This is a genomic window from Microcoleus sp. S36b_A4 (genome assembly GCF_036700645.1).
GTDB lineage: Bacteria > Cyanobacteriota > Cyanobacteriia > Cyanobacteriales > Microcoleaceae > Microcoleus.
Genome location: NZ_JAUBPI010000011.1, coordinates 25749 through 51304, shown reverse-complemented (window position 1 = coordinate 51304; position 25556 = coordinate 25749). Strand labels below are relative to the sequence as shown.

The 25556-nt window shown below is 45.6% G+C and carries 21 protein-coding genes; 12 read left to right on the top strand and 9 right to left on the bottom strand.

Translation table 11 applies throughout. The features are described from left to right. Nucleotides 1-21 precede the first annotated feature (21 nt). From psbM to QUA03_RS05540, 4 genes are all read right to left on the bottom strand, one after another. Nucleotides 22-135 carry a photosystem II reaction center protein PsbM gene (gene psbM / locus QUA03_RS05555; protein WP_015177760.1) on the bottom strand — a complete coding sequence of 38 codons (114 nt, stop codon included), beginning with the start codon at nucleotides 133-135 and terminating at the stop codon, nucleotides 22-24. A 280-nt stretch (nucleotides 136-415) separates the two neighbouring features. Next, entirely contained in the window at nucleotides 416-712 is a 297-nt protein-coding gene (locus tag QUA03_RS05550; protein WP_333083505.1) for a 2Fe-2S iron-sulfur cluster-binding protein, read from the bottom strand. A gap of 118 nt (nucleotides 713-830) precedes the next feature. Beyond that, a complete protein-coding gene (locus QUA03_RS05545) occupies nucleotides 831-2675 on the bottom strand; it encodes a TolC family protein (protein ID WP_333210386.1) in 1845 nt (614 codons plus the stop codon). 141 nt (nucleotides 2676-2816) lie between these two features. Then, a complete protein-coding gene (locus QUA03_RS05540) occupies nucleotides 2817-4202 on the bottom strand; it encodes a TIGR03279 family radical SAM protein (RefSeq protein WP_333210385.1) in 1386 nt (461 codons plus the stop codon). A gap of 254 nt (nucleotides 4203-4456) precedes the next feature. On the opposite strand from QUA03_RS05540, the gene QUA03_RS05535 reads away from it, so the two are divergent. Further along, nucleotides 4457-5104, top strand: coding sequence for a ceramidase domain-containing protein (locus QUA03_RS05535; protein ID WP_333210383.1), 648 nt, complete (start codon nucleotides 4457-4459; stop codon nucleotides 5102-5104). A 32-nt stretch (nucleotides 5105-5136) separates the two neighbouring features. Here QUA03_RS05535 and QUA03_RS05530 read toward each other — a convergent pair whose 3' ends face one another. The 3 genes from QUA03_RS05530 to QUA03_RS05520 form a co-directional block, all read right to left on the bottom strand. Beyond that, nucleotides 5137-7695, bottom strand: a complete 2559-nt coding sequence (locus QUA03_RS05530; RefSeq protein WP_333210382.1) for a sigma 54-interacting transcriptional regulator — start codon at nucleotides 7693-7695, stop codon at nucleotides 5137-5139. Nucleotides 7696-7825: 130 nt separating this feature from the next. Continuing rightward, nucleotides 7826-8242, bottom strand: a complete 417-nt coding sequence (locus QUA03_RS05525) for an adenylate kinase (RefSeq protein ID WP_333210380.1) — start codon at nucleotides 8240-8242, stop codon at nucleotides 7826-7828. A 517-nt stretch (nucleotides 8243-8759) separates the two neighbouring features. Then, complete coding sequence (locus QUA03_RS05520; RefSeq protein WP_333210378.1) at nucleotides 8760-9662, bottom strand: undecaprenyl-diphosphate phosphatase; 903 nt, start codon at nucleotides 9660-9662, stop codon at nucleotides 8760-8762. 322 nt (nucleotides 9663-9984) lie between these two features. Here QUA03_RS05520 and QUA03_RS05515 point away from each other — a divergent pair, with 322 nt between their 5' ends. The 3 genes from QUA03_RS05515 to QUA03_RS05505 all read left to right on the top strand — a co-directional run bounded on the left by QUA03_RS05515 (nucleotide 9985) and on the right by QUA03_RS05505 (nucleotide 12885). Beyond that, nucleotides 9985-10596 carry a thylakoid membrane photosystem I accumulation factor gene (locus QUA03_RS05515; protein WP_333210377.1) on the top strand — a complete coding sequence of 204 codons (612 nt, stop codon included), beginning with the start codon at nucleotides 9985-9987 and terminating at the stop codon, nucleotides 10594-10596. 149 nt (nucleotides 10597-10745) lie between these two features. Next, a complete protein-coding gene (locus tag QUA03_RS05510) occupies nucleotides 10746-11678 on the top strand; it encodes a trypsin-like serine protease (RefSeq protein ID WP_333210375.1) in 933 nt (310 codons plus the stop codon). Nucleotides 11679-11823: 145 nt separating this feature from the next. Continuing rightward, a complete protein-coding gene (locus QUA03_RS05505; RefSeq protein WP_333210373.1) occupies nucleotides 11824-12885 on the top strand; it encodes a mannose-1-phosphate guanylyltransferase in 1062 nt (353 codons plus the stop codon). 76 nt (nucleotides 12886-12961) lie between these two features. On the opposite strand, the gene QUA03_RS05500 is transcribed toward QUA03_RS05505, so the two are convergent. After that, entirely contained in the window at nucleotides 12962-13546 is a 585-nt protein-coding gene (locus QUA03_RS05500) for a Uma2 family endonuclease (protein WP_333210371.1), read from the bottom strand. A gap of 307 nt (nucleotides 13547-13853) precedes the next feature. Between QUA03_RS05500 and QUA03_RS05495 the strand changes: the two genes are divergently transcribed. The 5 genes from QUA03_RS05495 (at nucleotide 13854) to QUA03_RS05475 (ending at nucleotide 18607) form a co-directional block, all read left to right on the top strand. Further along, on the top strand, nucleotides 13854-15506 hold the full coding sequence (locus tag QUA03_RS05495) for an AarF/ABC1/UbiB kinase family protein (RefSeq protein ID WP_333210455.1): 1653 nt from the start codon (nucleotides 13854-13856) through the stop codon (nucleotides 15504-15506). Nucleotides 15507-15802: 296 nt separating this feature from the next. Continuing rightward, nucleotides 15803-16009 carry a hypothetical protein gene (locus QUA03_RS05490; protein WP_333210369.1) on the top strand — a complete coding sequence of 69 codons (207 nt, stop codon included), beginning with the start codon at nucleotides 15803-15805 and terminating at the stop codon, nucleotides 16007-16009. Between the two features lie 340 nt (nucleotides 16010-16349). Beyond that, entirely contained in the window at nucleotides 16350-17294 is a 945-nt protein-coding gene (gene uvsE, locus QUA03_RS05485; RefSeq protein WP_333210368.1) for a UV DNA damage repair endonuclease UvsE, read from the top strand. Between the two features lie 105 nt (nucleotides 17295-17399). Further along, nucleotides 17400-18071 (top strand): SOS response-associated peptidase, encoded by a 672-nt coding sequence (locus tag QUA03_RS05480; RefSeq protein ID WP_333210366.1) that lies wholly within the window; start codon nucleotides 17400-17402, stop codon nucleotides 18069-18071. Between the two features lie 149 nt (nucleotides 18072-18220). Beyond that, entirely contained in the window at nucleotides 18221-18607 is a 387-nt protein-coding gene (locus tag QUA03_RS05475; RefSeq protein ID WP_333210365.1) for a VOC family protein, read from the top strand. 120 nt (nucleotides 18608-18727) lie between these two features. On the opposite strand, the gene QUA03_RS05470 is transcribed toward QUA03_RS05475, so the two are convergent. Then, on the bottom strand, nucleotides 18728-19345 hold the full coding sequence (locus tag QUA03_RS05470; RefSeq protein ID WP_333210363.1) for a CP12 domain-containing protein: 618 nt from the start codon (nucleotides 19343-19345) through the stop codon (nucleotides 18728-18730). Nucleotides 19346-19839: 494 nt separating this feature from the next. Here QUA03_RS05470 and glpX point away from each other — a divergent pair, with 494 nt between their 5' ends. The 3 genes from glpX (at nucleotide 19840) to QUA03_RS05455 (ending at nucleotide 25545) form a co-directional block, all read left to right on the top strand. Beyond that, the gene (glpX, locus tag QUA03_RS05465) at nucleotides 19840-20877 is read left to right on the top strand and encodes a class II fructose-bisphosphatase (protein WP_333210361.1); all 1038 of its coding nucleotides are present in this window, start codon (nucleotides 19840-19842) and stop codon (nucleotides 20875-20877) included. A gap of 145 nt (nucleotides 20878-21022) precedes the next feature. Beyond that, on the top strand, nucleotides 21023-22315 hold the full coding sequence (locus tag QUA03_RS05460; RefSeq protein WP_333210359.1) for a glutamyl-tRNA reductase: 1293 nt from the start codon (nucleotides 21023-21025) through the stop codon (nucleotides 22313-22315). Between the two features lie 209 nt (nucleotides 22316-22524). After that, nucleotides 22525-25545, top strand: a complete 3021-nt coding sequence (locus QUA03_RS05455) for a UPF0182 family protein (protein WP_333210358.1) — start codon at nucleotides 22525-22527, stop codon at nucleotides 25543-25545. The last annotated feature ends 11 nt before the right edge of the window (nucleotides 25546-25556 follow it).

The window sequence follows — 25556 nt, the reverse complement described above, 5'->3', positions numbered from 1 at the left end:
AGATAAAAATAGCAGCAGTTGCTAATCTTTTCTACCTTGACGGCTAGCAGTTTGAATGTACAGAATGATTAGAAAAACACTGGGAACCAATACAAACAGAATGGTTGCCACAAACCCTAAATCGTTAACTTCCATGAAGACGCTCGCCTCTATCGGAAAATAGAAAAACACACACAACTAGGATATCACTCAAAGGCAAAAGGCAAACTCGAAGACAGAAGAAGAGCTTACCGACAAGCGTCGAAACCCTCTTTCTGCTTGGATGCCTCGCTGCCCCATCTCTTATTTGTCCTAGAAACCAAGTTTCTTTTCCTAGGCGAGCAAAAAGCGTGATTATACAGTGAAATAGGAAAAAAAACACAATTTTTGCATTCTGCATTTTCTTTCTGTTAATCAACCTTCTGCCTTCTGAGAGTCACGGTTTAGTCTTCACGCTCACCTGGCCATTGACCATAGCTTGACAAGCCAACCGATAGTTTTCGGGCTTCTTCTTGAGCTTGCGATTCTCAAAGTCAGTGCGGGGCGACAGATTTTCACTACCCTCGACAATTTCCACAATGCAGGTGCCGCATTGACCGATGCCCCCGCAATTCATCATCTTTCCCGAAAATGTGTACAAATCGATGCGGTTTTCTAGAGCTTTGAGCCTCAAATTGGCTCCGTCTGCTGCGATGACTTCCTGATTTTCCTTCACAAACTTGATATTGGCCATTGCCGATCCCTTAACGCAGTTGACATGGAACTCTATTACAAAATATTAACTAATGTGTCGGACGTTTAATACAGGATGTCCAATTGATCTGGTAATTAAAGCTCCCCCCAACCGAATCTCAAGGAGCATCCGAGAGGTTATTAGTGGGCAGATTGCTCACAGCCCGCTGAAGAGACGAAAGTCCCAGGTTGTAGGTAACAATTGCCGACAATCGGTTTCTCTCAGCCCTAGTCAAATCAGTTTCCGCCTGAATCACATCCGTCTGAGTACCCACACCAGCTTGAAACCGCAGTCTCGCCAGACGCAGAGCTTCCCTCGACTGCAAAACCCCCGCCTCAGAAGTTTCGATATTCTCAAAACTCGACTCTAAGCCAAAATAAGCTTGTTCCACTTCCCGGCGCACCTGATTGCGGAGTTGGTCAAATCGACTTTCGGCGATCGTAATATCCGCATCCCGCTGTTTTACCCTCGCGTTCGCCGCGCCCCCATCGAAGATACTCCAAGTCAGACTCGCCCGGATCGAATAACCATCGGCCCAGCCGCGAGCAGTATACGGATCGGGGTTATCAGGGTCTTGTCCCAGTACGTTGTAACTACCCCCAACACTCAGTTGAGGCAAACGCCCCGCCTGAATCGATCGCCTCTGCTGCTTGCTGATATCCCTCTGCACCAACTGCTGTTCCAACTCGGGGCGATTCTTAAAAGCCTGCACGATACTCTCTTCCAAAGACAGCCTCCAAGAGCCCGCTTGTTCTACAGGATCTGCCGCTGTCAAGTTCGCCGACTGGCTGATATTCAAAATCTCAGCCAGTCGCCGCTGGGCAACCCGCTGATCCCGGCGGGCCACTGACAGTTGTTGCACTTCGTTAGCCAAATTTGCCTGAGCTTGCAACACAGCAAACCGGGTTCCCACCCCTGCCCGTTCTAGGGCTTCGGCATCCCGCAAACTTTGCTGGGCATTTCTGACGGAAGCTTGGCGGATGGCAACTTGTCCGTCCGCGTTTTGCAAGGTGTAGTAAGCCTCAGCAGTGTCGAAGCGGAGTTCCTCGGCTTGGCGTTCCACATCCAATTCCCGAAGGCGCAACTGTTCCTCTGCCGCGCGGATGTTAGCCCGTCGCCTTCCGAACAAATCGATGTCATAGCTCAACTGCAAAGTGCTGTTGAGACTGTTGTTGCCGAAATTTGTGCCGGCTTGCTCGGCGGGCTGCCCGGTTCGGTTAGCCAGAGCGTTGAGGCGGCGCTGCCCAGCCCGGATTCCGAGTTCTCCGCCGGCCGTCACAGAGCGGCTGGCGTCCATTTGAAAATTTAGGTCGGGATAAAGAGCAGCTTGCTGTTCGCGCAAAGCTGCTCTGCTTTGTTCCACTTGCTGTCCGGCGATTTGCAAAACTTGGCTGTTGCGGCGGGCGAGGTCGATCGCCTGCTGCAAGGTAATTGACTCAGTTTGCTCGATCCTGACATCCTCCGGGTTTGTCGGAAACAGCAGCGGATTCGGGTTGGGTTCCAGGGAAGTCGGAGGCTTGGTGTCTAAAATGCCCCTCGGAGGGACAGGGGGGAAACTTTCGTTCGGAGTGCCCCGGAGAATTGGTACTGGGGAACTGGGCACAGGAACATTGTTGGGAGGGTTCGGGGAAGGCTGCTGAGTCTGTGTCGGTTCCAACCCTCTTAGAGGCGTCGAACCGGCCTGAGACAGAGTTGATGGGGAAGCCGGAGCAGCCTGTTGAGGCTTTGATGCTTGCTCCGGCCCGGCTGGGGGGTTAAGGGCGATCGACTGTTCGGCCTCTGACGCTGATTCTGCCGCTTTGTTCGAGGTCGATCGAACATTCTGCCCTAATTCGAGCTGATTGCTAAGGGCCAAACTGTCCTGAGATTGAGTCGGAGACTGTGCTGAAGCACTCTGTGCGGCGTTGCCCAAAGTAATTGCAGCGCCCACTCCGACTACGATGATTTGACGAAAAACACGCATAATTTTTTAATTACTCTGCAATCCTAGAGACAATTTTAGAGCAAGATTGAGGTCTCAAGTTTCTAGTCTGTAGCCTGAACTCGACGGTTACAAGTCAGAATTACCCTACTCATCTTAGCTTTTGAATGTTCGATTCTAAATTTAGAATTCAACCTCAGCAGTTGCCAGACCGATCGCCGCCGAGATTAGTTCCTCTACTCCGCTCACCGGCAAAATCCGGGTTTTCAGCGAGCTGGCGAGCTGTTCGAGGGTCATGTCGTCGAGAAAACGCGGTTCCCCCTGTTTTAGCATCACCGACGGCAGCAGGATGCCATCTCCCAAGTCTCGCCCCTGCAAAGCTTCGAGTAAATCTTGCCCGGTGAGTAAACCCGTAACGGTCATACTTTGTCCCCAGTAGTGGCTGCACAGTGCTGCCATGTTGACGGACAAGCCTGGAATTTGGTTTAGCTGTTGTACGATCGGCTCAAAAGCTTTTTCGACAGCATTCCCCACCACCCAAACTAACTTGCGCTGTGGCTCGACTGGCATCGGTTGCAGCTTCTCAAAAGCCGTTTCAAACTGCTGGATAAACTGGCGGATAGAACCCACACCATTACCAATTTGCGGATAATCTTCGTAATCAGCAGCCGACGGCAAATCTAAACCAGCTATTAAAAACCACTCATCAGCCAGCCAAATACAGCGCGATTTTGAATTCTGCTTTTTAGCTTTTCGTCCGCCTTTTCCTGTACTCAAAATCCCTTGAATTTTCTGCACTTGTTCGATTACTTCTCGCGCTTTTTCCGCGGTTACTGCGATTAGTTCATCTTCGGGAGGGCGAAAGCGAGTTAAACCCACTGGCACTACAGCCACCGATGCTACAGCGGGAATACTTCCAGTATGAAACTTTGCCAAATCTAACAAAGTACGTTCTAAATGTTCGCCATCATTAATACCAGGACAAACAACTACTTGAGCGTGAATTTGCAAGCGGCGTTCTTGAAACCACTTTATTTGCTCTAAAATCTGGCCAGCCCGAAGATTTTTTAACAGTCTAATTCGCACTTCCGGTTCGGTAGCGTGTACGGAAACATAAAGAGGAGAAAGCCGCATTTTTTCGATTCTGTCCCACTCTTTTTGAGTCAGATTTGTGAGAGTCAGATAGCTACCATAAAGAAAGCTGAGGCGGTAGTCATCATCTTTGAGATACAAAGTTTCGCGCTTTCCCGGAGGCTGTTGGTCAATAAAGCAAAAAGGGCAGCGATTGTTGCACTGAATTAGTCCATCGAATAGAGCAGTTTCAAATTCCACTCCCAAGTCTTCGTCGTACTCTTTTTCGATTTCTAACTTGTGAGTTTTGCCTTTACTGTCTAATACTTCTAGTTCGAGAAATTCATCGGAGCACAGGAATTGATAGTCGATCAAGTCGCGGGGTTTTTGACCGTTGACGGCGACGATTGAGTCTCCGGGTCCAAATCCCATTTCGGCACAGATGCTGTCGGGGATAACTTTGGTGATTAGGGCTGGTCGGGTTGATAATTCGCTCATGATTTCGGGATTAATTATTGGGTTAGATTGAGTTTTGTAGAGTTTTTTGAGGTTTTTATGTGTAAAAACAACCCTCGTACTATCTCTTATTCACCTGCCTCAATTCTACAGGTTTAGTTTAGTTTAAAATGCTGAAGGCGAGTAAGAAGGGGTTTACATACATCAGCGACTTGCGGTATTCTAGATTAGATAGTGCATTGTACAGCATCTGCGACACAATTATAAGTTACCTTTAAAAAATAAATGGTAGAGCTATGAATGATTATATCGATTTTTACTGTGAGCGGCTCATTCCTGGTTTATGGAGCGAGCCACTGAATGCTATTTCCAATGTGTCTTTCATTATTGCAGCATGGGCTATTTGGCAATTAGCTCAGCGACACCACAGAATATCACCTGGTATTTGGATACTGATTGCTTTAGCCACCAGTATTGGTATCGGAAGTTTCCTGTTTCATACATTTGCAACGCGATGGGCAAATTTACTAGATGTGATTCCTATTCTGCTCTTTCAACTTTGTTTTATATGGCTTTACAGTCGTCGGGTAGTTAGGATGAATTCAGGATATGCAGGAGTATTACTTGCAGCATTCTTTTTTGTTAGCGATTTTAGCAAGCAATTTATAAATCTTCTCAATGGTTCTCTTTCGTATGCTCCTGCATTTTTGGTTTTGCTCGGACTAGGACTGTATCACTATCGACAGCAAAAGCGCGAACCATTCATTCTATTAGCAGCAACAGTTGTCTTCCTATTAGCCCTTGCATTCCGTACTATCGATCGGGCAATTTGCCCTTTCATTTCAACTGGTACTCATTTCCTCTGGCATCTTTGTAATGGTGTTTTGCTTTACCTGTCAGCAAGAAGCCTGCTCTTAAATTGGTCAGAGCGAGTAAAAAATTAAAACTCAAAGTAATATATCGCGCATACTCCCTCTCAGGTTCCTACGATCGCATACCACAAACTCAGCATCAGGCACAAACTCGCTAAATGTTGCGGAATCAAAGATTTAATTGAGCGCTTGGCAATTTTTTGAGTTACAAATATTGTAACTAATAATGATACAATCAAAGTTAAACCTTGCAAGAAACTAATCACCGCTGGATCGCCAATAAAACTCGGTAAATCGTCTCTCATTTGTCCGAAAGTGGCAAAAGTTACGGGAATCACTCGACCGCCTTCCTGCAAACCAAATCGCCAATAGTGAGCCAAACTACCGCCCCAGACTAAGGGTAAATAACCGTAGGCGAGAGAGACAAATGAGAGGGGTTTGTAGGTTGTAAATGGCATGGTTTCTGCTTGTCCCAATCGATAAATTGCCTGCATGATTGCGTAGGCAATTAGGGGAATCATGGGCGGGATAATTAACACTGCGATCGACAGTCCTAAATGAGGTAAAAATTGCTCTAAATTGATGCCCAGCCCCAAGCAACTATTTATCTCCGGCAAGCGATGCAGATAAATACCGCCTAATAATAGAAATAACAGGGCAACTTCATAACTGTGAGGAACGTGGGTAGTCCATAATTCGATGCCGGGAGGGCGCAGATTTAATTCTACCGATCGATGCGGACAAGCTTTCAAGCAAGTCATGCACAACACGCAATCTTTATTATCGGTTAATTGGGCGGGATGGGAATAAATCGGACAGCCATTAGTAGTTAATCCTTCCCCCAAGCCGGGGCCGCCTTTGTAACATTGGTAGGTGCTGCATTCCGCCCCGCAGGTTCCTTGTTGGGCGCGAAGTTCGATAATTGAGAGTTTAGCAAATAATCCATTCATTCCCCCGATCGGGCATAAATAACGACACCAAAATCGCCTCTCGAAGATTAGGGAAAAAATTACCGCTCCGGCGGTGATGAGTAACAACAAACAACTGGATAAATAGGCGGTATTTTCTAAATTCCACAACTCTTCCCACAGAAATATCAGAGTAAATAGTCCAAATAAAAGCCAGCCACCCCATTTTTCCGCTTGTTGGCGTGGCCATTTATTGAGAGTTCGAGGGAAAATTTTTAGCGATAGTTTTTGGACGATTTCCCCATAAATCATAAAAGGGCAAAAAGCACACCACAATCGTCCGATGATGGGGAATAATAATAAAATTAACGGCCACCACCACGCCCAAAAGATATTTAGGGCAAAATTATGTTGTCGATCTTGGGGAGCAACAAACAGGATAATTACCACCAATGCAAACACCCAGGTGGTAAACCAATAATTCACGCGATCGGGATACCAATCGCTCCGTAAAAATTGCCGAAATTTTGGATAAATATTTAATAAATTCAGTCGAAACTTTTGTTTCTTCGCTGCCTGGGCCCAAAACACTTCTTCCGTTAATACCTGACTCCCTTGTGCTTGAACTAAGGCGCGATCGACCATTCCCTGCAATTCCTGCAAATTACCTGGAAAATCGTAGGCTTGTAAGCGGCGAATTGCTTCCGGTGTAACTTGGGGCTTGACTAATTTCTTTTTGCGACCAATGATATTGAGATAATAGTTGACTTGTGCCTCTAAATCTGTTTTTCGCACCCGCAAGGATGGGACTGTAATTTTGTGTTGGGTCAGCTTATCTAGCTTGGGCTGCACAATTTCTGAGATTAAAATTATCCGGGCCTTACTAGAACGCGGTGGTCGCGGTATTTGTCCTTCCTTGACAACTGGCGTATAGGTTCCCTCGGTTAATAATTGCTGAATTTGGGGGCATAATTGAGCGGGTAATTCTTGCACGTCATTTAAAATTAACGTCCCTTCTCCCAACCATTCCAACAGCCCCGGTTTGCCGCCCAACCGCCCGAATAATTCCGCTCCATTGCTCTGAAGTAAAGCACTTTTAATCTGAATAATTGGCTCGTTGCGACGCTGGGAACCGAAATGAATTAAAGCAGCTAAATTATCCTTTTCTAAACCAGGTTCGCCAGAGATTAATACCGATCGGCTGTCACTCGATGCCGTGCGAATTTGTTGGCGCAATTTCACTGCATAACGACTATTGCCAATGACTCCTCGTTTCGCCCTAGGTACTAGATAGCTGCGGAGGGCATTTTGACGCTCTCGTTCGTAGGCAATTTCTGCTTCTAGCTGCTCTAATTTCGCCGCCAAACGTTGAGCGTAGGCTTCGGCGATCCGTGGATATCTTTCTAGCAAACCACGCCAGCGATCGGCACTAATTACCCAAAATTGACACTCGGTCCGAGCAATAATTCGACTATCGGCAGGTTGCGATCGCTGGAGGGCAGATAAATTCACGATCGCCCCCGGCAATAAACTACTCCCCCACATTAATCCCGGTTGTTTCCGGCGGTAGCGATCGGCTTGTCCTCGTTCTAGGATATAGAGATTAGTGACAGGCGTATCTTCAATTACCACTCGAAATCCGGCGGGAAAAGTTGCCATTTCCATTTCACGCGCGATCGCCTGTAAAATCTCGCGGGATAATATGCCTAATTCGGTGCTCGATTCGAGCCAGTTAACTAATGTTTCGGTAGACATTGCTTAGCGTCGGCGAAAGCCGAATCGTCGTAGTTGGTGTAGTATATTTCCTGGTTCTACATCAATATTAACGGCAACTATAGCACCTTCCGGTTCAAATTTGATAAACAGGTTTAGTTCAACTGGGTTATTAAGCTGTTGCACCCTTTTCAAAGTTCGTTTCATTTTCAATCGCTACCACAAATTGCGAAATCTGTTCGGTAGATATGATGTGATAAACACTTTTGCTACTTCGCGCCCGATCGATATATTCGCGATATCTTGAAGTCAAATATTTGTCACACAACCAAAGCACGCGGTAGCTGCTAATCGAACTCTTTAATATTGGGCGGTTTTCAGACCAGCCTTCGGGCGCTTTAAACATACCTGAGATCGGTCGTTTAGTCACCCACCAGAAATGCACGTATAGCGGTGGATCGACATAAACCAGAGTATCCGCCTCATCAAGTCGCAGCCAGACGGTTTCCATGCAACCAAACCCGTCAATAATCCATCTGTCAGTCTGCAAAATTTCTTGATGGGCGCGCTTGTAGTCTTCCTGTGACACCTCAACGCCGCCCGATCAATATTTAATCTTGTCCAAGACGTAAAGCGGCAACCCAGTGATGTCCAATAATCTCTTGCTGAGAGTTGATTTACCGCCTCCAGCGTTGCCAAATACTGCTACTTTTGTAAAGTTTTTCCACGTCAATGATAGTTTTAGAGTTTAAGGCTAAGGCAAAAACAACTCAATACGCTGCTGCAGACGAAGCGATTAAAACCGCTCAGTTTGTCCGCAACAAATGTGTCCATTTTTGGATGGGCAACCGAGGTGTTGAACAAAAAGATATGTATCGTCACAATACATCGTCACAATACAGCGTTGAGAGCCGAATATCCCTTTGTCAAAGCCTTAAACTCTCATGCTTGTCAAGTTGCAGCTTTTACGGCATATATGGGGCAAAAAAGTGTGAGTAAGGTGCGAGGGCGAGCGATTGCTTTCTTACCCATTACCGATTACCCATTACCGGACATACCTCACCGCCCTTGAGAAAAGCTATAATTAGGTTCAAGTCAGTCCTGTTTTAGATATTTCTCAGCCCCCCACCTGCGATCGCCGTTAAAATCGCCACACCAAAAGCTAGCCGATACAACACAAATATCCACGTCTTTTGAGTTTGCAGGAACTTCATTAGCCACGCGATCGACAAATAAGAAAACACAAATGATGAAATCGTTCCCACTATCAAAGCTGCAACTCCAGCATCGCCGATTCCTTGTGCCAAATCACCCTTTAATTCCACTAATCCAGCCAGAGTAATTGCCGGAATTCCTAATAAAAAAGAAAACCGAGCGGCGGCAGGTCTTTCCAATCCCATGAACAATCCTGCTGTTAGGGTGGAACCCGATCGCGAACACCCCGGAATCAATGCGATTGCTTGAGCTAATCCCATCAAAATACCGTCTAAGACAGTTAACTTTTCATAAGTGCGATTGCGCTTGCCAATTTTTTCTGCTATTGCTAAAAGTAGCGACATGACGATCGAAGCAATGGCGATGCTGGCCAAACTCCTAAGTGGCGAGTTGTCAAAATCTGGAACCAATGCCTTGATTAGCAGCCCAAAAAAGACTATGGGTATTGTTCCCAAAACAAGTGCCACCGCCATTTGAAACTCATGGGATTTGTAGTTACGCTGCACCAAGGCTTTTACGGCACCAAAAGTTATATTTGTCAAGTCTTTCCAGAAATACCAAAGCACTGCAACAATGCTGCCCAACTGAATCACAGCAGTATAAGCAACTCCCGGATCGCCCCATCCCAGGGCGATCGGCACTACCTTTAAATGAGCGCTGCTGCTGATGGGCAAAAACTCTGTTAATCCTTGTACAATTCCTAAAACAAGAGCCTGCACCAGATTGATTTGAGCCGGCCCGGAAACATCAGCAGCCGGCGTTTGGGCGAGGAGTGCGTCAAGCAAAGCTATCATTAGTTGTAAATTCCCAGTTGTCAGTTTCTAGTAATCAGTTGAATTGAATATCTTGCACCCTTCTGGGAAGCTAGAAGCCCACCCCACCACAAATAAATTTTATTGTGGCGCGGACTGTTCCAGTCCGCCCCTGAAAAGCCGATCGCAAATAGTGATCTTCGGTCTGTAGAATCGCCTTGTCGATCGCCACTATCAGCAATTTATGATCGTCGAGCCGAAACTACTTTAACCTACTCAACAACATTTGCCTACATTTTGCTGATAAACTTAGGAAAGTTTTTGCATCTGATTTCGGTTTCCTTACAGCAACTGCCCACAACCTATGATATTTCCTGAGAACAAAAATTCAATTGTTACTGCTGCTTCTGGAATCCGCTGGCTGAGGCGAATCTTGTCGGCCAGTCTTGTAACAGTGGCGATCGCACTTAGCTTCGTACTGCTAAGCGGCACCCCACCAGCCTTGGCAACTCTCACCGACGATCGTTATGACGGTACAATTTTTGCCCTCTACGCCGGCAACGGTTCCCTAGTTCCTCCTAAAGTCAAACTCACAGATTCTTTCAAACGAAATAAACCCGTATTGTTAGTGTTTTACACTGACGACAGCAGCGACTCCAAGCAATACGCGATCGTCGTCTCTCAACTCCAGGAATTTTACGGGCGCGAAGCCGATTTTATGCCCATAACAATTGACTCTTTGCCTCCGCAACCGTCACCAGAAATCACCGAACCAAGCCATTATTACGAAGGTTTTGTACCTCAAACCGTAATCCTAGACCAATCGGGGAAAGTAGTTTTTAATGAGAAAGGACAAATACCGTTTGAACAGGTAGATGATGCTTTTCGGAAAGTATTTGACTTGCTGCCCAGAGAAAAATCAATCCCCCTCAAACGCCGTGTTGTGAACGAACTCAACGTCGAATTGTCGAAGTAAAATATTGCAATAAGAGGACACGGTATTGCCGTGCCCATACCCGGATCAATTGTATGGAAACTGCACTGCCGTGTCCTGATTCTGGGTAAAATTAATTCCAATAGTATCGGATTTGATATAACAGCGATTAAATCAATTCAATATCAAAAATGCAGTCAGTAATCAAAGTTTTATTAATGGCAGTTTTGACTGTGTTGTTAGTTTTAGAAACAGCAGAAATCGGGCGATCGATAATTAGCGCTTTTCCTGACAGCAGTTCCCGCAAACCTTTAGCTTTAAATCAATATACAGGCGTCGCCTATCTCGATTCGGCTTCCTGTACTGGTTCGCTGCTAACGGGAGGGTTGTACCTTCTCACGGCGGCCCACTGTCTGAATGAAGGCGGAGTTAAGGTTTCTGCTGAAACGGCAATTAAAGCAATTTTTAAATTGCCTAGGGGTGAAGTTAGCATCCCCGTTAGCAAATATTATATCCATCCGGGCTGGACTGGTTACGAATCGGAAGTTGGCAACGATATTGCTATTTTAAAGCTGAAAAGGATCGCGCCGCCAAGGATCGAACAGTACGAGATAAATAGAAACAAAAATGAAGTCGGGAAAGTATTGACAAAAGTTGGATACGGGTATATAGGTTTAGGTGCAAAGGGACAAGATGAAAATTCTAATTCTGAGGCGAAAAGATATAGCGGACAGAATCGGTATGATGCTTTAATTGATGTTTTGAAAGATGCTACAGAATCAGATATGTCGGAATTGGTTTTGGGAAGTCAATTAATCTTTGATTTTGATGCGGGAACTAGCGAACACGATGCTTTGGGGAGGCATTTTCCAAGATTGCGCGATCGAGGTTTGGGGAAAAATGAGATCGCTACGGCTAGCGGAGATTCCGGCGGGCCTTCGTTTGTCGAGGGCAAGATTGCGGGGATTAGTTCTTGGGGTTATAGCGATCGGGGATTTTTCAAAACAAACATCGCCGATATTGATAAAATTGAGGACAATGGCAGTTTCGGGGAAATTTCCGGCGACACGCGGGTATCGTTTTATGCTAATTGGATTGACAAAATGACCCAAAATCCATCCTAGGAATTTTTAAAATTTCTACTAAATAAAAAACTTAGCGCCTTAACGCCACGCTGCCAACAATTAATAAGTTTTATCAATTATATCACGATCGTTTCAATCCCTCAAGTGTCAGGCAAAATAGATCAGAACCGTTTAACTTCAAATCATGACCAAAACCTTAATTCCCGTAATTCTCGCCGGCGGTAAAGGCGAACGTTTCTGGCCACTGAGTCGCAAACAGCGACCCAAGCAGTTTTTGAGTCTCGACGGTAGCGGCAAGAGTTTGCTGCAAGCAACTGCCGATCGACTATTAACATTAGGTAACGGTTGGGACGATTTGTGGGTAGTAACGTCGGAAATGTTGGCTGCGGGGGTTCGCGAACAGTTGCCGCTGTTACCTCCGGAGAATTTGCTGGCGGAACCGGAGGGTCGGGATACGGCGCCGGCTGTGGCCTGGACTGCTATAGAAACTGGCAAGCGTTACGGTGAGGATGCGGTTGTTGGTTTTTTCCCCGCGGATCACTGGATTGGGGAACCACAGGAGTTTGTCAAGACTTTGGAGGCGGCGGCCGAGTTGGCGAAAAATCAGGATGCGATCGCCACTTTGGGAGTAAAACCGAGTTATGCTTCCACCGGCTACGGCTACATCGAACAAGGTCAGGAAATTGGCAGTTTTGGGGGTTTTCCGGCCTATCGGGTGGCGAGGTTTACGGAAAAGCCCGATCGCACAACTGCGGAAGAATTTGTAGCCAGCGGCAAGTTTAGTTGGAACGGTGGAATTTTTGTATTTCGAGTCGGAACTGTCTTGACAGAATTGCGAAATCATGTACCGGAAATGATGGCAGCTTTGGAAGCAAAAGGCGCGCAGGCTTACTCGGAATTACCCAAAATTAGCATCGATTACGCACTGATGGAGAAGACGCAAAAAGCCTGTGTTCTGCCCGTAGGGTTTAGCTGGGACGATTTGGGAGATTGGAATGCGATCGGTCGTTTGCTGCAAGGAGACAAGCCGAATGTGGAGTTAGCAAAACACGTCGGAATTGATACGAAAGGTGGCATTTTTTATGCAGCGGATGAGAACGAAGTAATTGTCACCATTGGTTTAGAAGATGTGGTAGTTGTCAGAGATGGCAATGTGACTTTGATTGTGAAAAAAGATAGAACGCAGGAGATTAAACAGGTGATTAAAGTGTTGGGAGAAGATGAGAAGTTGAAAGATTTATTGTAACTAATTCTGTAGGGTACGCAGTGCGTACCTTACCGCTACCAACAGTTTTGCTATTCAGTTTTTGCGTCCAGGAATGTTACATAATTTCTGCTAAATCTAAGACAAAACCTGGCAGTACCTCTTCCCCTGATAGAGTGCGAGGATTTTGGATAATTTCAACATCTTGACCGGGGCGATAAATTTCAACACGCTGATTTTGCCTGTCAATTAACCAACCCAATTTAGCACCGTTATCTATATATTCTTGCATTTTCTCTTGAAGTTTCTTCAAGGAATCAGTCCGAGAACGCAACTCAACAACAAAATCGGGACACAAAGGAGCAAAACAGTCTTTTTGTTCCGGTGTTAAAGCATCCCAGCGTTCTTTTTTGACCCAAGAGGCATCAGGAGAGCGATCGGCACCATTGGGGAGTGTAAAGCCTCCAGAAGAGTCGAAAACTACTCCCAGTTTAGTTTCATGGTTCCAGACTCGGAGTTGAGATGTTAAATCGGCATTACGCCTGCTAGTTTCACTGCCTGTCGGTGGCATAATAATTAATTCCCCGGAAGCTGTACGTTCAAATTGATAATCGCGGTTGTGCTGACAAAGCTGAAAAAATTGCTCGTCAGTTAAGTTGATGGATAATTCGATCGAGTTGGTAGGAAATTGGATGGCAATCATGTCTCTTATACGGTTTTAAACACATTTAAAATCGGGTTATTTAATAACTTACTCATTCCAGTATTTGACACAAGTTTTCAAGTTTTCAAGTAAATAAATTTAATTATAAAAATATCATGTCTGCTTTAACAGTATATTACCATGAGGATTAATGCCACGGCCAAAGACCGATCGCCCCACCCCCCAAAACTCTCACGCCCATTCCCACCCTTTTCCCCAAGTTATTCCCCAAGACACTGGTCAGCCCGGTCAACAGCGCTATCCTAGTAGTTATATAGCCCTTAAACCCGATCGACCCGGAGGCCCCTTGTTTAGCCTAGTTCAAAACACTTCTCGCAAAGGAGAAATTCTAGAGGTCGTCTTCCGCAACGGTTGGGACTACATGAAAAGCCTCCTAACCGGCCGCAAAACCGACGCACCCAGTCTCCCGACTCCAGCAGTTCTCCGCAATATCCTCGTCGAATTAGGCCCAGTATTTGTCAAATTGGGTCAATTGCTGAGCACCCGTCCCGACCTTTTACCCGCCAGCTACATCGAAACTCTCTCCACGCTACAAGCGGAAGTGCCGCCCGTACCGTGGTCGCAAGTAGAAGCAATCGTCCGCCAGGAACTCACACAATCTCTCGAAAATACCTTCGCTAAATTTAACACTCAAGCCGTCGCTGCAGGTTCGATCGCCCAAACCCACAAAGCTACTTTAAAAGACGGTCGCGAAGTCGCCCTCAAAGTTCAGCGCCCCGGTATTGAGATTGTCATCGAACAAGACATCGCCGTGCTCCGAGGTTTGGCAGAACTTGTCATGCTCACAGACTTCGGTCAACAATACGATATTGTCGCCCTAGCAGAAGAATTTGCGATCGCCCTGCGTGCAGAACTCGACTTCATTCAAGAAGCCAGCTACACAGACGAACTGCGCCGCAATTTATCTAAAAGTAAATGGTTTGACCCCACACAAGTTGTCCTACCAGAAATTAACTGGGAGTTGACTACAAAAAAACTCTTAGTAATGGAGTGGCTGAACGGAGTCCCAATTTTGTTAGGCGATTTGCAAGGAATTCGCCACAAAGGAGATATAAATGCCGAACGCGAAGAAATTACAACGCTGCTTTGCCGCGTTTTCTTCCAGCAGTTATATATCGACGGATTCTTTCACGCCGACCCGCATCCCGGCAATTTATTTTATCTCAAAGACGGCCGGATAGCTTTGCTGGACTGCGGCATGGTCGGCCGATTAGACCCGCGAACTCAGCAGAATTTGACAGAAATGTTGCTGGCAATTGTCGATTTAGACGCTCAGCGCTGCGCTCAATTAACTTTAGAAATGGCCGAATTTGCTCAGCCGACAAGTTTAGTTAATCTAGAGAACGATTTAGCTCGAATGCTCCGCAAGTATTACAATGTGAGCTTGTCGCAAATGAACTTGTCGGAAATTTTTTATGAGGTGCTGGAAATCACCCGCAAAAATAAAATTCGGTTGCCCAGCAATCTCGGTTTGTATGCAAAAACTCTAGCTAATTTGGAAGGACTGGCGCGCTCTTTTAATCCCCGATTTAATATTGTAGAGCAGGTTAAACCGCTGATGACCGATATGTTTCGGCGTCAGTTATTAGGAGATGATCCGATCCAAGCTCTGCTGAGAACTGCCCTGGATCTCAAAAGCTTATCTTTGCAATCTCCGCGACAGGTGGAAGTGCTTTTAGACCGAGTTACTTCCGAAACTTTGAAGTGGAACTTGACACTAAAAGAACTCGATCCGCTACGCCGCACTCTGGGGGATTCTGCGAACCGACTTTCTTTTAGTATTGTCGTGGGTTCGCTGATTGTGGGGGCTGCAATTATTTCTTCTAACGCACAAACTCCTCAGCTATCTTTTCTGAGCACGGGTTTGTTTGGGGCGGCGAGTTTTTTGGGTTTGTGGTTAGTTATTAGCATTATGCGATCCGGCCGTTTGCGGAGTTAATTGTCAAGGAGAAATAGGGAAAATCATGAGATATATAGCCTTTCTCAATTTTCGTGAGGTACACAGGCGACCAATTCCCGATCGGATTGCCATTCGCAGAGATATCTTGAATTTATCGGCATTAATCTGTGTTTATCTGCCTTAATCTGCGGTTTTCCTATCTACCGCACTGTTGCCAAGAAAAGCTATAGCATCCTCAACTATTAAGCAACATCTCTGACTTAAGATAGGCGATCGCCCGCAGCCGCTAAGTCTAAGCTAGAAATTGTTCCATAAACCTAATTGAGGAAAAAAAGATGAGCAGCGGTCACGCCAGCCATAAAGGCTCTTCCACAAAACCCAATACCAACACTAACGGTCAAATTACATCCCCTGAAGACCAACCCGCTGACCCGCTAAATCAAGAAACATCCGGTTATCCGTTCCATAACGAAGCAATGGAAAATCCTGTTGCCACCGCGCGACCCGACGAAGAGGCTGAGTCTGGCGAAGAACAGCAATAGTTATATCGATTAAATTGTCATCGATATGCTATCTGCGACGCGGTTGATTAGATGTTTGAGAAAAATCAGGTTTGTACTAATTACATCTTGCACTTCCATAGTCCGCCAGGGATTAGAATCTTCGGCGGACTATTTGGGCAGGTTCAGTAGTACCTCATATCACATTCGTTGACATCGGAATTATTATCTCTCTCTTCTCTTTCTCTGTGTCCTCTGTGCCCTCTGTGGTTTAATCATTCCGATACAACCGGAATTGATATCACAGCTTCATAACCAAGGACTAAAGTCCTTACTACAAAACTATTTAACCTCTAAAATTCAAGTTAGGAATTATTGAGAAATGAGCGAGATTAACCAACTATTTCAAAAAGACAAATTGCCGGAATTGGGGTTAGTCTGCATTACAACATCCAATGAAGTTCGCTTTCGCACTGTCACGCGGAAACGACTTTTACAGCTTTCGGAAACTGAACAAGAAACTGTATTGCTCGAGCTTTATACAGACAACTTAAAGCGCCTTGACAAAGCGATCGACTTCTGTTCCGTTAATCAGATTAAGCTCTACCGCATGACTTCTGCACTGTTCCCTTTTGCAGATACAGATTTGGGGGAAGCAGTGCTACACTCCATGACTGAGGAATTGTGGACTACGGGCGATCGCGCAATTTCCCTCAACATCCGTTTGGTACTTCACCCGGATCAATTTGTAGTCCTCAGTTCCGACAAGTCTGATGTCGTTGCAAATAGCATTAAAATTCTCGCGACTCATGCTTTAATTTTAGATATGTTGGGACAGCCCCGATCGCCCCTGGCACTGATGAACATTCACGGCGGCAAGAGCGATCGCATTTCGCAGCTCAAATCAGTCATCCGCGATTTACCCGAATCAATTCGATCGCGCTTAACCTTTGAAAATGACGAATACGCTTACAGTTCCTCGGAAATTTTAGAAGTTTGTCTCGATACCGGCGTACCAATGGTTTTTGACGCCCACCACCACGTCATTCACGAACATTTAGAAACTTACGACGATCCCAGCGTTGCCGAAATGCTCGCAGCAGCCCGCACAACTTGGTCTGTTCCTGAATGGCAATTAGTACACATATCGAATGGCAGAGAATTTTTTGCCGATCCGCGCCACAGTGATTTAATTACAGAAATGCCTAATTGCTATTATCAGGCTCCTTGGATTGAAGTAGAAGCTAAATTTAAAGAATTAGCGATTGAAAAGTTGCGCGCCGAATGGTTGTCTGGGAATGTTCCACAATTTAGCAATGTCTCGTAGGGTGGGGTTTTACAAACCATCTTTGCCTAACACCAATAATCTCGAAAACCGCCCGGTCCAACGGTAAATCGCAATCTACCTTTTTGTTAATACCAATTATAAATTATGTGCGGACGATACACTTTAACTACTTCAGGTGAAATCATCGCCGAATTCTTCAAACTGTCGGCAGTTCCCGATATCAAACCGCGATACAATATCGCCCCAACTCAATCAGTTGCCACAGTAACAGTTGAACCAGAAAAAATGCAGCGAGAGTTTCAATTTATGCGCTGGGGTCTGATTCCAAGTTGGGCAAAAGACATGAAAATAGGCAGTCGCATGATTAACGCGCGATCGGAAACCGTAGCCGAAAAACCTGCTTTTCGCAGCGCCATCAAGCACAGGCGATGTTTGATAGTCGCTGACGGTTTCTACGAATGGCAACAGCAGGGAAAGAACAAACAGCCTTACTATTTTCAAAAGGTAGACGGCGAACCTTTTGCTTTTGCCGGTTTGTGGGAAAATTGGGAATCTCCAGAAAATGAAAACATTGTATCTTGCTGTATAATTACTACCGCTGCTAACGAAACAGTGCAGCCGATGCACGATCGAATGCCTGTGATTCTCCCCGACAGCGATTGGGAACAGTGGCTCGATCCTGCTGTTAAAAATGCTCAGGAAGTTTTGCCATTGTTAAAACCGTATGCTTCCGAAGTGATGAAAGCAAAGGCGGTAAGTGCGATCGTCAACAGTCCAACTAGAGACAGTCCCGAATGTATTAGCGATCGGCAATAAATGATGGGAGCGGACAACACCGAGATAGTGTCAGTTATGATGTAAAATGATGTTTGAGTTGTAGCTTTGGTTTTCTAAGGATCAGTTTAACTCAGTTGTTATTTGCTCAAACATTTTTTTATCTTAACATCAGTTAGAGGACAAAAAATATGATTGGATACGTTACAGTCGGCACCAACAATCTTGAACGTGCAGCCAAGTTTTATGATACTTTGCTTGCGGAAATTGGCGCTCAACGATTCATGGAATTCGACCGATTTATCGCATGGAGCGTTTCTCCAGAGATGCCAGGATTTGCTGTTGCAAAACCCTTTGATGGCAACGAAGCAACTGTTGGTAATGGCGTAATGATCGCACTTCAAGTTGACAGTCCAGAAAAAGTCAACTTAGTTTATAACAAAGCGATCGAACTTGGCGCTAAGGATGAAGGAGCAGTGGGGTCAAGAGGCACGTTACCGGGGTTTTATGTGGGATATTTTCGGGATCTAGATGGGAATAAGCTGAACGTGTTTTGTATGACTGAGCCAAACACTTAAGATTTTTATTTTTCGTGACGTTCGCCTAAAAAAAGCTATTTCCGATCGTTAGCTATTAGTTATCAATCCATACATAAGAGTTGATAACTAATAACTAATGACTGATGACTAATGACTAAATTAGCTGTCGTACATCCGCGCTTCAGCCGCCTCGGGATTTTCCTCGCAATACTCGTCAAAAGCCGTTTTTTCAAGCTTCATCGATCGCTGGTGAGAAGCCTCAGCCTGCATTTCCTCTACAATATCCCACGCTACCGCGCACTCTCTAGAGGTAGCGCCTTTCTCGGCACAGATAGTTCTGGCATCCGCGATCGCCTGTTCGATTTGTTCGTCAAATAAAATACTCTTCGGCTTCTCAAGAAAATCGCTTTTTGTCAAGATATCCGTGACCGAAATAATGCCCACTAGCTCGTCCTTAATCACCGGCGCCCGGCGGATGCGGGTATTCGCGAACAACCTAGCCACGTATTCCACGCCCAAGTCTGGATTCACCGTGATGCACGGTTTGGTCATAATCTCGAAGACGCGGACTTTTTTGGGGTCTACTCCGTAAGCTGCTACTTTATAGACAATATCCGTTTCGGTGACAATCCCGTAGGCGTCTTGTTCGTGGCGACGTTCCACAATTAAAGCGCGCAAACACAAATCGTTCATCATCGCCACCGCTTCAGCCACAGTTGCCGAACCGCGAATAGTAACAACATCTGTGGTCATAATATCTTGGGCTTTCATCATCATTTTTTATTCCTTCCTGCTGATAAACTCTACTACGTCCCGATTTGGGGCTGTCCATTTGATTTGCGATCATCATTAGGACTTACCCTCACAAACCCGGTTTCTACCAAAATTTTGGGTTTAGTAACGATAAATTCCGGGTTAGCAACCAGGTTTCTGAGAAATCGTGCATCGCAAACTAATCATAAAACCTTTAACGGCACTCGGAATGACAAGTTGCCTGAAACAGCCACTCGCTCCCCCGGAACCTCTGGAGTCCGCGATTTAGCGCTCCCTGGGGGCCCGCGTGCAATCGATCGAGCAAGAGTGAAGTATTGGGGCGATCCATCTTTGAGCTTGTTGGGATCAGATTTTCCAGCCCCAGTATCAAAGAAGCAAAAGTTAACACAAACTAAGCAACTGCTTGCGCTCGCACAGATCCCCGCCTCTGATAAACTTGATGGCTGGGAGTGCAAAAGAGCACAAGGCACGCATCAGCAGTTGGGAGGATCTAGTTCGTGGACAATGTAATCGGTTTAGAGATTATCGAAGTAGTTGAGCAGGCAGCCATCGCCTCCGCTCGCTTGATGGGCAAAGGCGAGAAAGATGAAGCCGACAGAGTGGCTGTAGAAGCCATGCGGGAGCGCATGAACAAAATTCATATGCGCGGCCGCATCGTGATCGGCGAAGGCGAACGCGATGACGCACCCATGCTTTACATCGGTGAACAAGTAGGTATTTGTACCCGCGAAGATGCCAAAGATGTCTGCAACATAGATGAATTGATCGAAATTGACATCGCTGTTGACCCCTGCGAAGGTACTAACCTGGTTGCTTACGGTCAAAACGGTTCGATGGCAGTTTTGGCAATCTCTGAAAAAGGTGGTTTGTTTGCGGCACCGGATTTCTACATGAACAAATTGGCTGCTCCTGCGGCTGCTAAGAATCATGTAGATATTCGCAAAACGCCCACTCAAAACCTCAAAATTATCTCTGATTGCCTCGGCCGCAGTATTGAAGATTTGGTGGTGGTGGTCATGGATCGCCCCCGACACAAAGATTTAATTAATGAAATTCGGCAAGCGGGTGCAAGAGTTCGGCTGATCAGCGACGGCGACGTTTCTGCAGCAATTTCTTGCGCGTTTTCTGGTTCCAACATCCACGCACTTATGGGTATTGGCGCTGCACCCGAAGGTGTGATTTCCGCAGCAGCAATGCGCTGCTTGGGCGGTCACTTCCAAGGGCAGTTAATTTACGATCCGGCTGTTGTAAAAACTGGTTTGATCGGTGAAAGCAGAGAGAGCAATATCGCTCGCCTTAAAGACATGGGCATCACAGACCCTGACAAGATTTACAATGCTGAAGAGTTGGCATCGGGAGAAACAGTTCTGTTTGCAGCTTGCGGGATTACTCCCGGAACGCTGATGGATGGAGTTCGCTTCTTTGGCGGCGGCGCTCGCACTGAAAGTTTGGTAATTTCTTCTCAGTCGAAAACAGCTCGCTTTGTGGATACAATCCATATGTTTGACCAGCCGAAATCTCTGCAATTGAATTAGTGATTAGTTAGTGGTTAACAGTTAAATGTTAACAATTAACAGTTAACGGTTAACAGTCACCGATGATTAGCAATTAGCGATAAACTAAGAACTAATAACAGGTGACTGTTAACAACTAAGAAAGAAATAGTGACAAATCACAGATATGAATATTGCAGTCGTAGGTCTCAGCCACAAAACAGCGCCGGTAGAAGTTCGCGAAAAACTGAGCATTCCAGAACAGAAAGTTGAAGCAGCGATCGCCCAATTGCGCGGCTACCCGCACATTCAAGAGGTTGCCATCCTCAGCACTTGCAACCGCTTAGAGATTTATATTGTTACCAGCGAATCCGAGCCTGGTGTGCGAGAGGTTATTCAGTTCCTTTCAGAATGCAGTAAAGTTCCTTTGCAGTCTTTGCGCCCTCACCTGTTTATTTTGCTGCACGAAGATGCGGTGATGCACTTGATGCGAGTGGCTTCTGGCCTCGACAGTTTGGTGCTCGGAGAAGGACAAATTTTGGCTCAGGTGAAACAAACTCACAAACTCGCCCAGCAGTACAAAGGTGTAGGCAGAATTTTAGAGCGCTTGTTCAAGCAAGCTCTCACAGCGGGGAAGCGAGTTCGCACGGAAACTAGCATCGGTACCGGTGCAGTTTCGATAAGTTCGGCGGCGGCAGAATTGGCTCAAATGAAGGGTCAGCATTTAGCAAGCAGCAAAATTGCAATTATCGGTGCTGGCAAAATGTCGCGGCTTTTGGTACAGCATTTGCTCTCAAAAGGAGCTAGCCATATTTCGATCGTCAACCGTTCTGTGCGGGGCGCTCTAGAGTTGGCCGGTCAGTTTAAAGATGCTCAATTGCACCTGTATCAGCTCTCGGAAATGATGCAGGTAATTGCCAGTTCTGACTTGGTTTTTACCAGTACGGCAGCTACCGAGCCACTGTTAAATAAAGCTAAATTGGAAGCGGTTTTAGATACGAATCGCCCTTTGATGTTGGTGGATATTTCTGTGCCACGCAACATTGACTCGGATGCGAACGAACTCGCTAATGTGCGATCGTTTAATGTGGACGACTTGAAAGCAGTGGTAGCTCAAAATCACGAAAGCCGTCGCAAAATGGCAATGGAAGCTCAAGGCTTGCTGGAACAGGAAGTAGAGGCTTTTGATCTCTGGTGGCGCAGTCTGGAAACGGTTCCTACTATTAGCTGTTTGCGGGATAAGATAGAATTGATTCGGGAACAAGAGTTAGAAAAAGCTTTATCGCGTCTGGGTTCGGAATTTTCGGAGAAACATCAAGACGTGATTGAATCTTTAACAAGGGGGATTGTGAATAAGATTTTGCACGATCCGATGGTACAGTTGCGCGCTCAGCAGGATATTGAGGCGCGGCGGCAAGCGATGCAAACTTTGCAAACACTGTTTAATTTGGATGTGGATGTCAATCAGCAGTACAGCTAGTTTGTCATTAGTTATTGGTCATTAGTCATTAGTCAGTTGACAGGAAAGCAGTTAGCCGTTGACTGGAAAGCAGGAGTCATATTATGCCCGGTCAATTACCATGAATAAAAATGCCTCCAACCCTTGCGGCTAAAGCATCATTCGGGAGGGTAAATTGCTCGAACCTGATATCAGTTATCATTCAACCAATAACTAATGACTAATAACTAATGACTAATAGGCGAATTTGTCAAATAATCCTACTGATTGCGGGGCTATGGCTGGTTTTTGAATTAGCCTCCCGCATTGCAGCAGAAATTCTCTGGTTTCAGGAAGTTGGATATCTTCAGGTTTTTCTGTTAAAGCTGAAAACTCAAGGGTTGTTGGGGACGATCGCAATTGCTGTTTCTTCTGTCTTTTTGCTGGGAAATTTGGCTTTAGCCCGCCGCCTGCAACATCCCGCAGAGGAAATGAAATCGCCGGTTGTGGAGGCGCTATTCACTTCACTGGGGGCGAACAAAACGGGGAAGAATATCGGGAGGAATTACGAAATACCTGTTGCTAAATCCCAAATTACCTTTTCCTGGCTGCTGTTAGCAGTATTCGGATTGAGTTCGCTCACAACTTTTATAATAATTCACTGCGGGCTGTTAGCTGCAAATAGCCTCACCTATTTCGGTATAGCGGGGAATTTACCTCCACCGCCCGTGCAGTTGGGAATTGAGTCAATCCAGCATGGGGCGGTGCAGCTATTTTCTCGCTGGTGGCAGTTAGGCTTGTTGCTGGGGACAATGTTAGCTGTGGTAATTAAGCCTGATTTGTGGCTGCGGGCGATCGCCATTTTTATCAGTTTAGCGATCGGGCTTATTGCCACCAGTCGCTGGACAAATGTTTTGCAATATTTTAACCCTACTAATTTTAATAAAACAGACCCTATTTTCAATCACAATATTAGCTTTTATGTATTTATTTGGCCAATTTTAGATTTGCTAGGATTCTGGCTGACAGTTTTATTTTGGTACAGTTTAGTATCTTGTGCTTTAACATATTTGCTGTCGGGAAATAGCCTGAGTCAAGGGAGATTTTTGGGGTTTTCTCGATCGCAGCAGCGGCACTTGTACGGGTTGGGTGCAGCTTCCATGCTAGCCGTTGCTTTCCGCTATTGGCTGGGGCGCTACGCATTGCTGTATGCGCGGGGAGACGTTACTTACGGGGCAAATTATGCTGACGTGACAGTGCGACTACCCGTCTATGGATTTTTGAGTATTTTGGCGGGGGCGATCGCCGTTTTGATGCTGTGCCAGGTTTACCAATTCAAAATTAAAAATGAACTACTAAAAAAAATTATTTTAGCATGGGTGACTTTAACTCTTGTGGGAGGTTGGCTGCTGCCACAAATTGTGCAGCAACTCATAGTTCAACCCAACGAACTAGCACGAGAACAGCCGTATATTCAGCGCAGTATTGCCTTTACTAAAGAAGCCTTTGACCTCAACACAATCGAAATAAAAACATTCGATCCCGCCGGAAAACTTACTTATGCCGACTTAGAAAAAAATCAACTTACTATTAGCAACATCCGGCTATGGGACAAGAGGCCGCTGCTGCAAACCACCCGACAGTTACAGCAAATTAGACCATATTATACATTTCCTGATGCCGATATCGATCGCTACACAATCAGAAATGAAAAAGCACAAAAGGGAGATTCAGAAAGCCAACAAGTTTTTCTGGCAGCGCGAGAATTAGATTACACAGCAGTTGCCCCGGATGCTCAAACTTGGGTGAACGAACACCTAGTTTACACTCACGGTTACGGCTTTACTCTTTCTCCCGTAAACAGAGTCGGTGTCGGCGGTTTACCGGATTATTTTGTCAAAGATATTGGAGTTGCAGCCCAGAAAGGAGAGACTGCTTTGGAAGTCACTAGCGATCGAATTCGGGCTAGTATTCCGATCGGCTACCCGCGCATTTACTACGGCGAAATCACCGATACAGACGCGATGACGCCCACGAAAGTCAAAGAATTCGACTATCCTAGCGGCGAAGACAATGTTTACAATACTTACAGCGGTAGGGGCGGAATTGCGATCGGTTCTCTGTGGCGGCGCTGGCTGTTTGCTAATTATCTCAAAAATTGGCAAATGGCGCTGACGCGCAATTTTACCCCAGAAACTAAATTACTGTACCGCCGAAATATTAATAAAAGAGTCCGGGCGATCGCTCCTTTTTTGCGCTACGATTCTGACCCGTATTTAGTAGTAGCTAACGCCAATCTTAGCCATGATGATATAGAAAAACAAAAAGATAAAACTAGCAACAAGATTAAACCTTCACCCTCGGCTACTGATAAATCTCCCAACTATCTTTACTGGATTATCGATGCCTATACAGCGAGCGATCGCTATCCATATTCTGACCCAGGAAAGCATGAGTTTAACTACATCCGTAACTCTGTCAAAGTAGTAATTGATGCCTACAACGGCTCTGTTGACTTCTACGTTGCCTATCCCTCCGATCCGATTATTAACAGTTGGATGGCTATCTTTCCAGGACTCTTCAAACCCCTTGACAAAATGCCTCCGGCTCTCAGAAAACACATCCGATATCCAGTAGATTTGTTCAGCATTCAATCCGAACGCTTGCTAACTTATCATATGGAAGACCCGCAAGTATTTTACAATCGAGAGGATTTGTGGCGAGTTCCCAATGAAATTTATGGCAGCGAACAGCAGCCCGTAGCACCGTATTATTTGATTATGAAGCTGCCAACGGAAACAGCAGAAGAATTTATTTTGCTGCTTCCATTTACACCAGTCAGTCGCAACAATTTAATTGCTTGGATTGCAGGTAGATCTGATGGTGGCAATTACGGAAAATTGCTTTTGTACTTGTTTCCCAAACAGCGATTAGTTTACGGTCCAGAACAAATAGAAGCTTTAATTAACCAAGATCCAGTTATTTCCGAACAAATATCTCTCTGGAATCGCCAGGGTTCAAAAGCAATTCAAGGAAACTTATTAGTAATTCCCATTGAACAATCTTTACTGTATGTGGAACCTCTTTACCTAGAAGCAGAGCGCAATAGTTTGCCAACTTTAGTCAGAGTTATTGCTGTCTACGAAAACCGCATAGTCATGGCAGAAAATCTTGAATTGGCACTCAAGGCACTTTTTCAGCAACAATCTACTAATAAATCGGTCATTATTCGACCTGTAGAAGGAACAGCACCAGCTTTAAATAGTGAATGATATCAATTTCG

What these genes read in the sequence shown, in the direction of transcription:
- psbM (WP_015177760.1), bottom strand. Translation starts at nt 135, where the DNA reads ATGGAAGTTAACGATTTAGGGTTTGTGGCAACCATTCTGTTTGTATTG.
- QUA03_RS05550 (WP_333083505.1), bottom strand. Translation starts at nt 712, where the DNA reads ATGGCCAATATCAAGTTTGTGAAGGAAAATCAGGAAGTCATCGCAGCA.
- QUA03_RS05545 (WP_333210386.1), bottom strand. Translation starts at nt 2,675, where the DNA reads ATGCGTGTTTTTCGTCAAATCATCGTAGTCGGAGTGGGCGCTGCAATT.
- QUA03_RS05540 (WP_333210385.1), bottom strand. Translation starts at nt 4,202, where the DNA reads ATGAGCGAATTATCAACCCGACCAGCCCTAATCACCAAAGTTATCCCC.
- QUA03_RS05535 (WP_333210383.1), top strand. Translation starts at nt 4,457, where the DNA reads ATGAATGATTATATCGATTTTTACTGTGAGCGGCTCATTCCTGGTTTA.
- QUA03_RS05530 (WP_333210382.1), bottom strand. Translation starts at nt 7,695, where the DNA reads ATGTCTACCGAAACATTAGTTAACTGGCTCGAATCGAGCACCGAATTA.
- QUA03_RS05520 (WP_333210378.1), bottom strand. Translation starts at nt 9,662, where the DNA reads ATGATAGCTTTGCTTGACGCACTCCTCGCCCAAACGCCGGCTGCTGAT.
- QUA03_RS05515 (WP_333210377.1), top strand. Translation starts at nt 9,985, where the DNA reads ATGATATTTCCTGAGAACAAAAATTCAATTGTTACTGCTGCTTCTGGA.
- QUA03_RS05510 (WP_333210375.1), top strand. Translation starts at nt 10,746, where the DNA reads ATGCAGTCAGTAATCAAAGTTTTATTAATGGCAGTTTTGACTGTGTTG.
- QUA03_RS05505 (WP_333210373.1), top strand. Translation starts at nt 11,824, where the DNA reads ATGACCAAAACCTTAATTCCCGTAATTCTCGCCGGCGGTAAAGGCGAA.
- QUA03_RS05500 (WP_333210371.1), bottom strand. Translation starts at nt 13,546, where the DNA reads ATGATTGCCATCCAATTTCCTACCAACTCGATCGAATTATCCATCAAC.
- QUA03_RS05490 (WP_333210369.1), top strand. Translation starts at nt 15,803, where the DNA reads ATGAGCAGCGGTCACGCCAGCCATAAAGGCTCTTCCACAAAACCCAAT.
- uvsE (WP_333210368.1), top strand. Translation starts at nt 16,350, where the DNA reads ATGAGCGAGATTAACCAACTATTTCAAAAAGACAAATTGCCGGAATTG.
- QUA03_RS05480 (WP_333210366.1), top strand. Translation starts at nt 17,400, where the DNA reads ATGTGCGGACGATACACTTTAACTACTTCAGGTGAAATCATCGCCGAA.
- QUA03_RS05475 (WP_333210365.1), top strand. Translation starts at nt 18,221, where the DNA reads ATGATTGGATACGTTACAGTCGGCACCAACAATCTTGAACGTGCAGCC.
- QUA03_RS05470 (WP_333210363.1), bottom strand. Translation starts at nt 19,345, where the DNA reads ATGATGATGAAAGCCCAAGATATTATGACCACAGATGTTGTTACTATT.
- QUA03_RS05460 (WP_333210359.1), top strand. Translation starts at nt 21,023, where the DNA reads ATGAATATTGCAGTCGTAGGTCTCAGCCACAAAACAGCGCCGGTAGAA.
- QUA03_RS05455 (WP_333210358.1), top strand. Translation starts at nt 22,525, where the DNA reads ATGACTAATAGGCGAATTTGTCAAATAATCCTACTGATTGCGGGGCTA.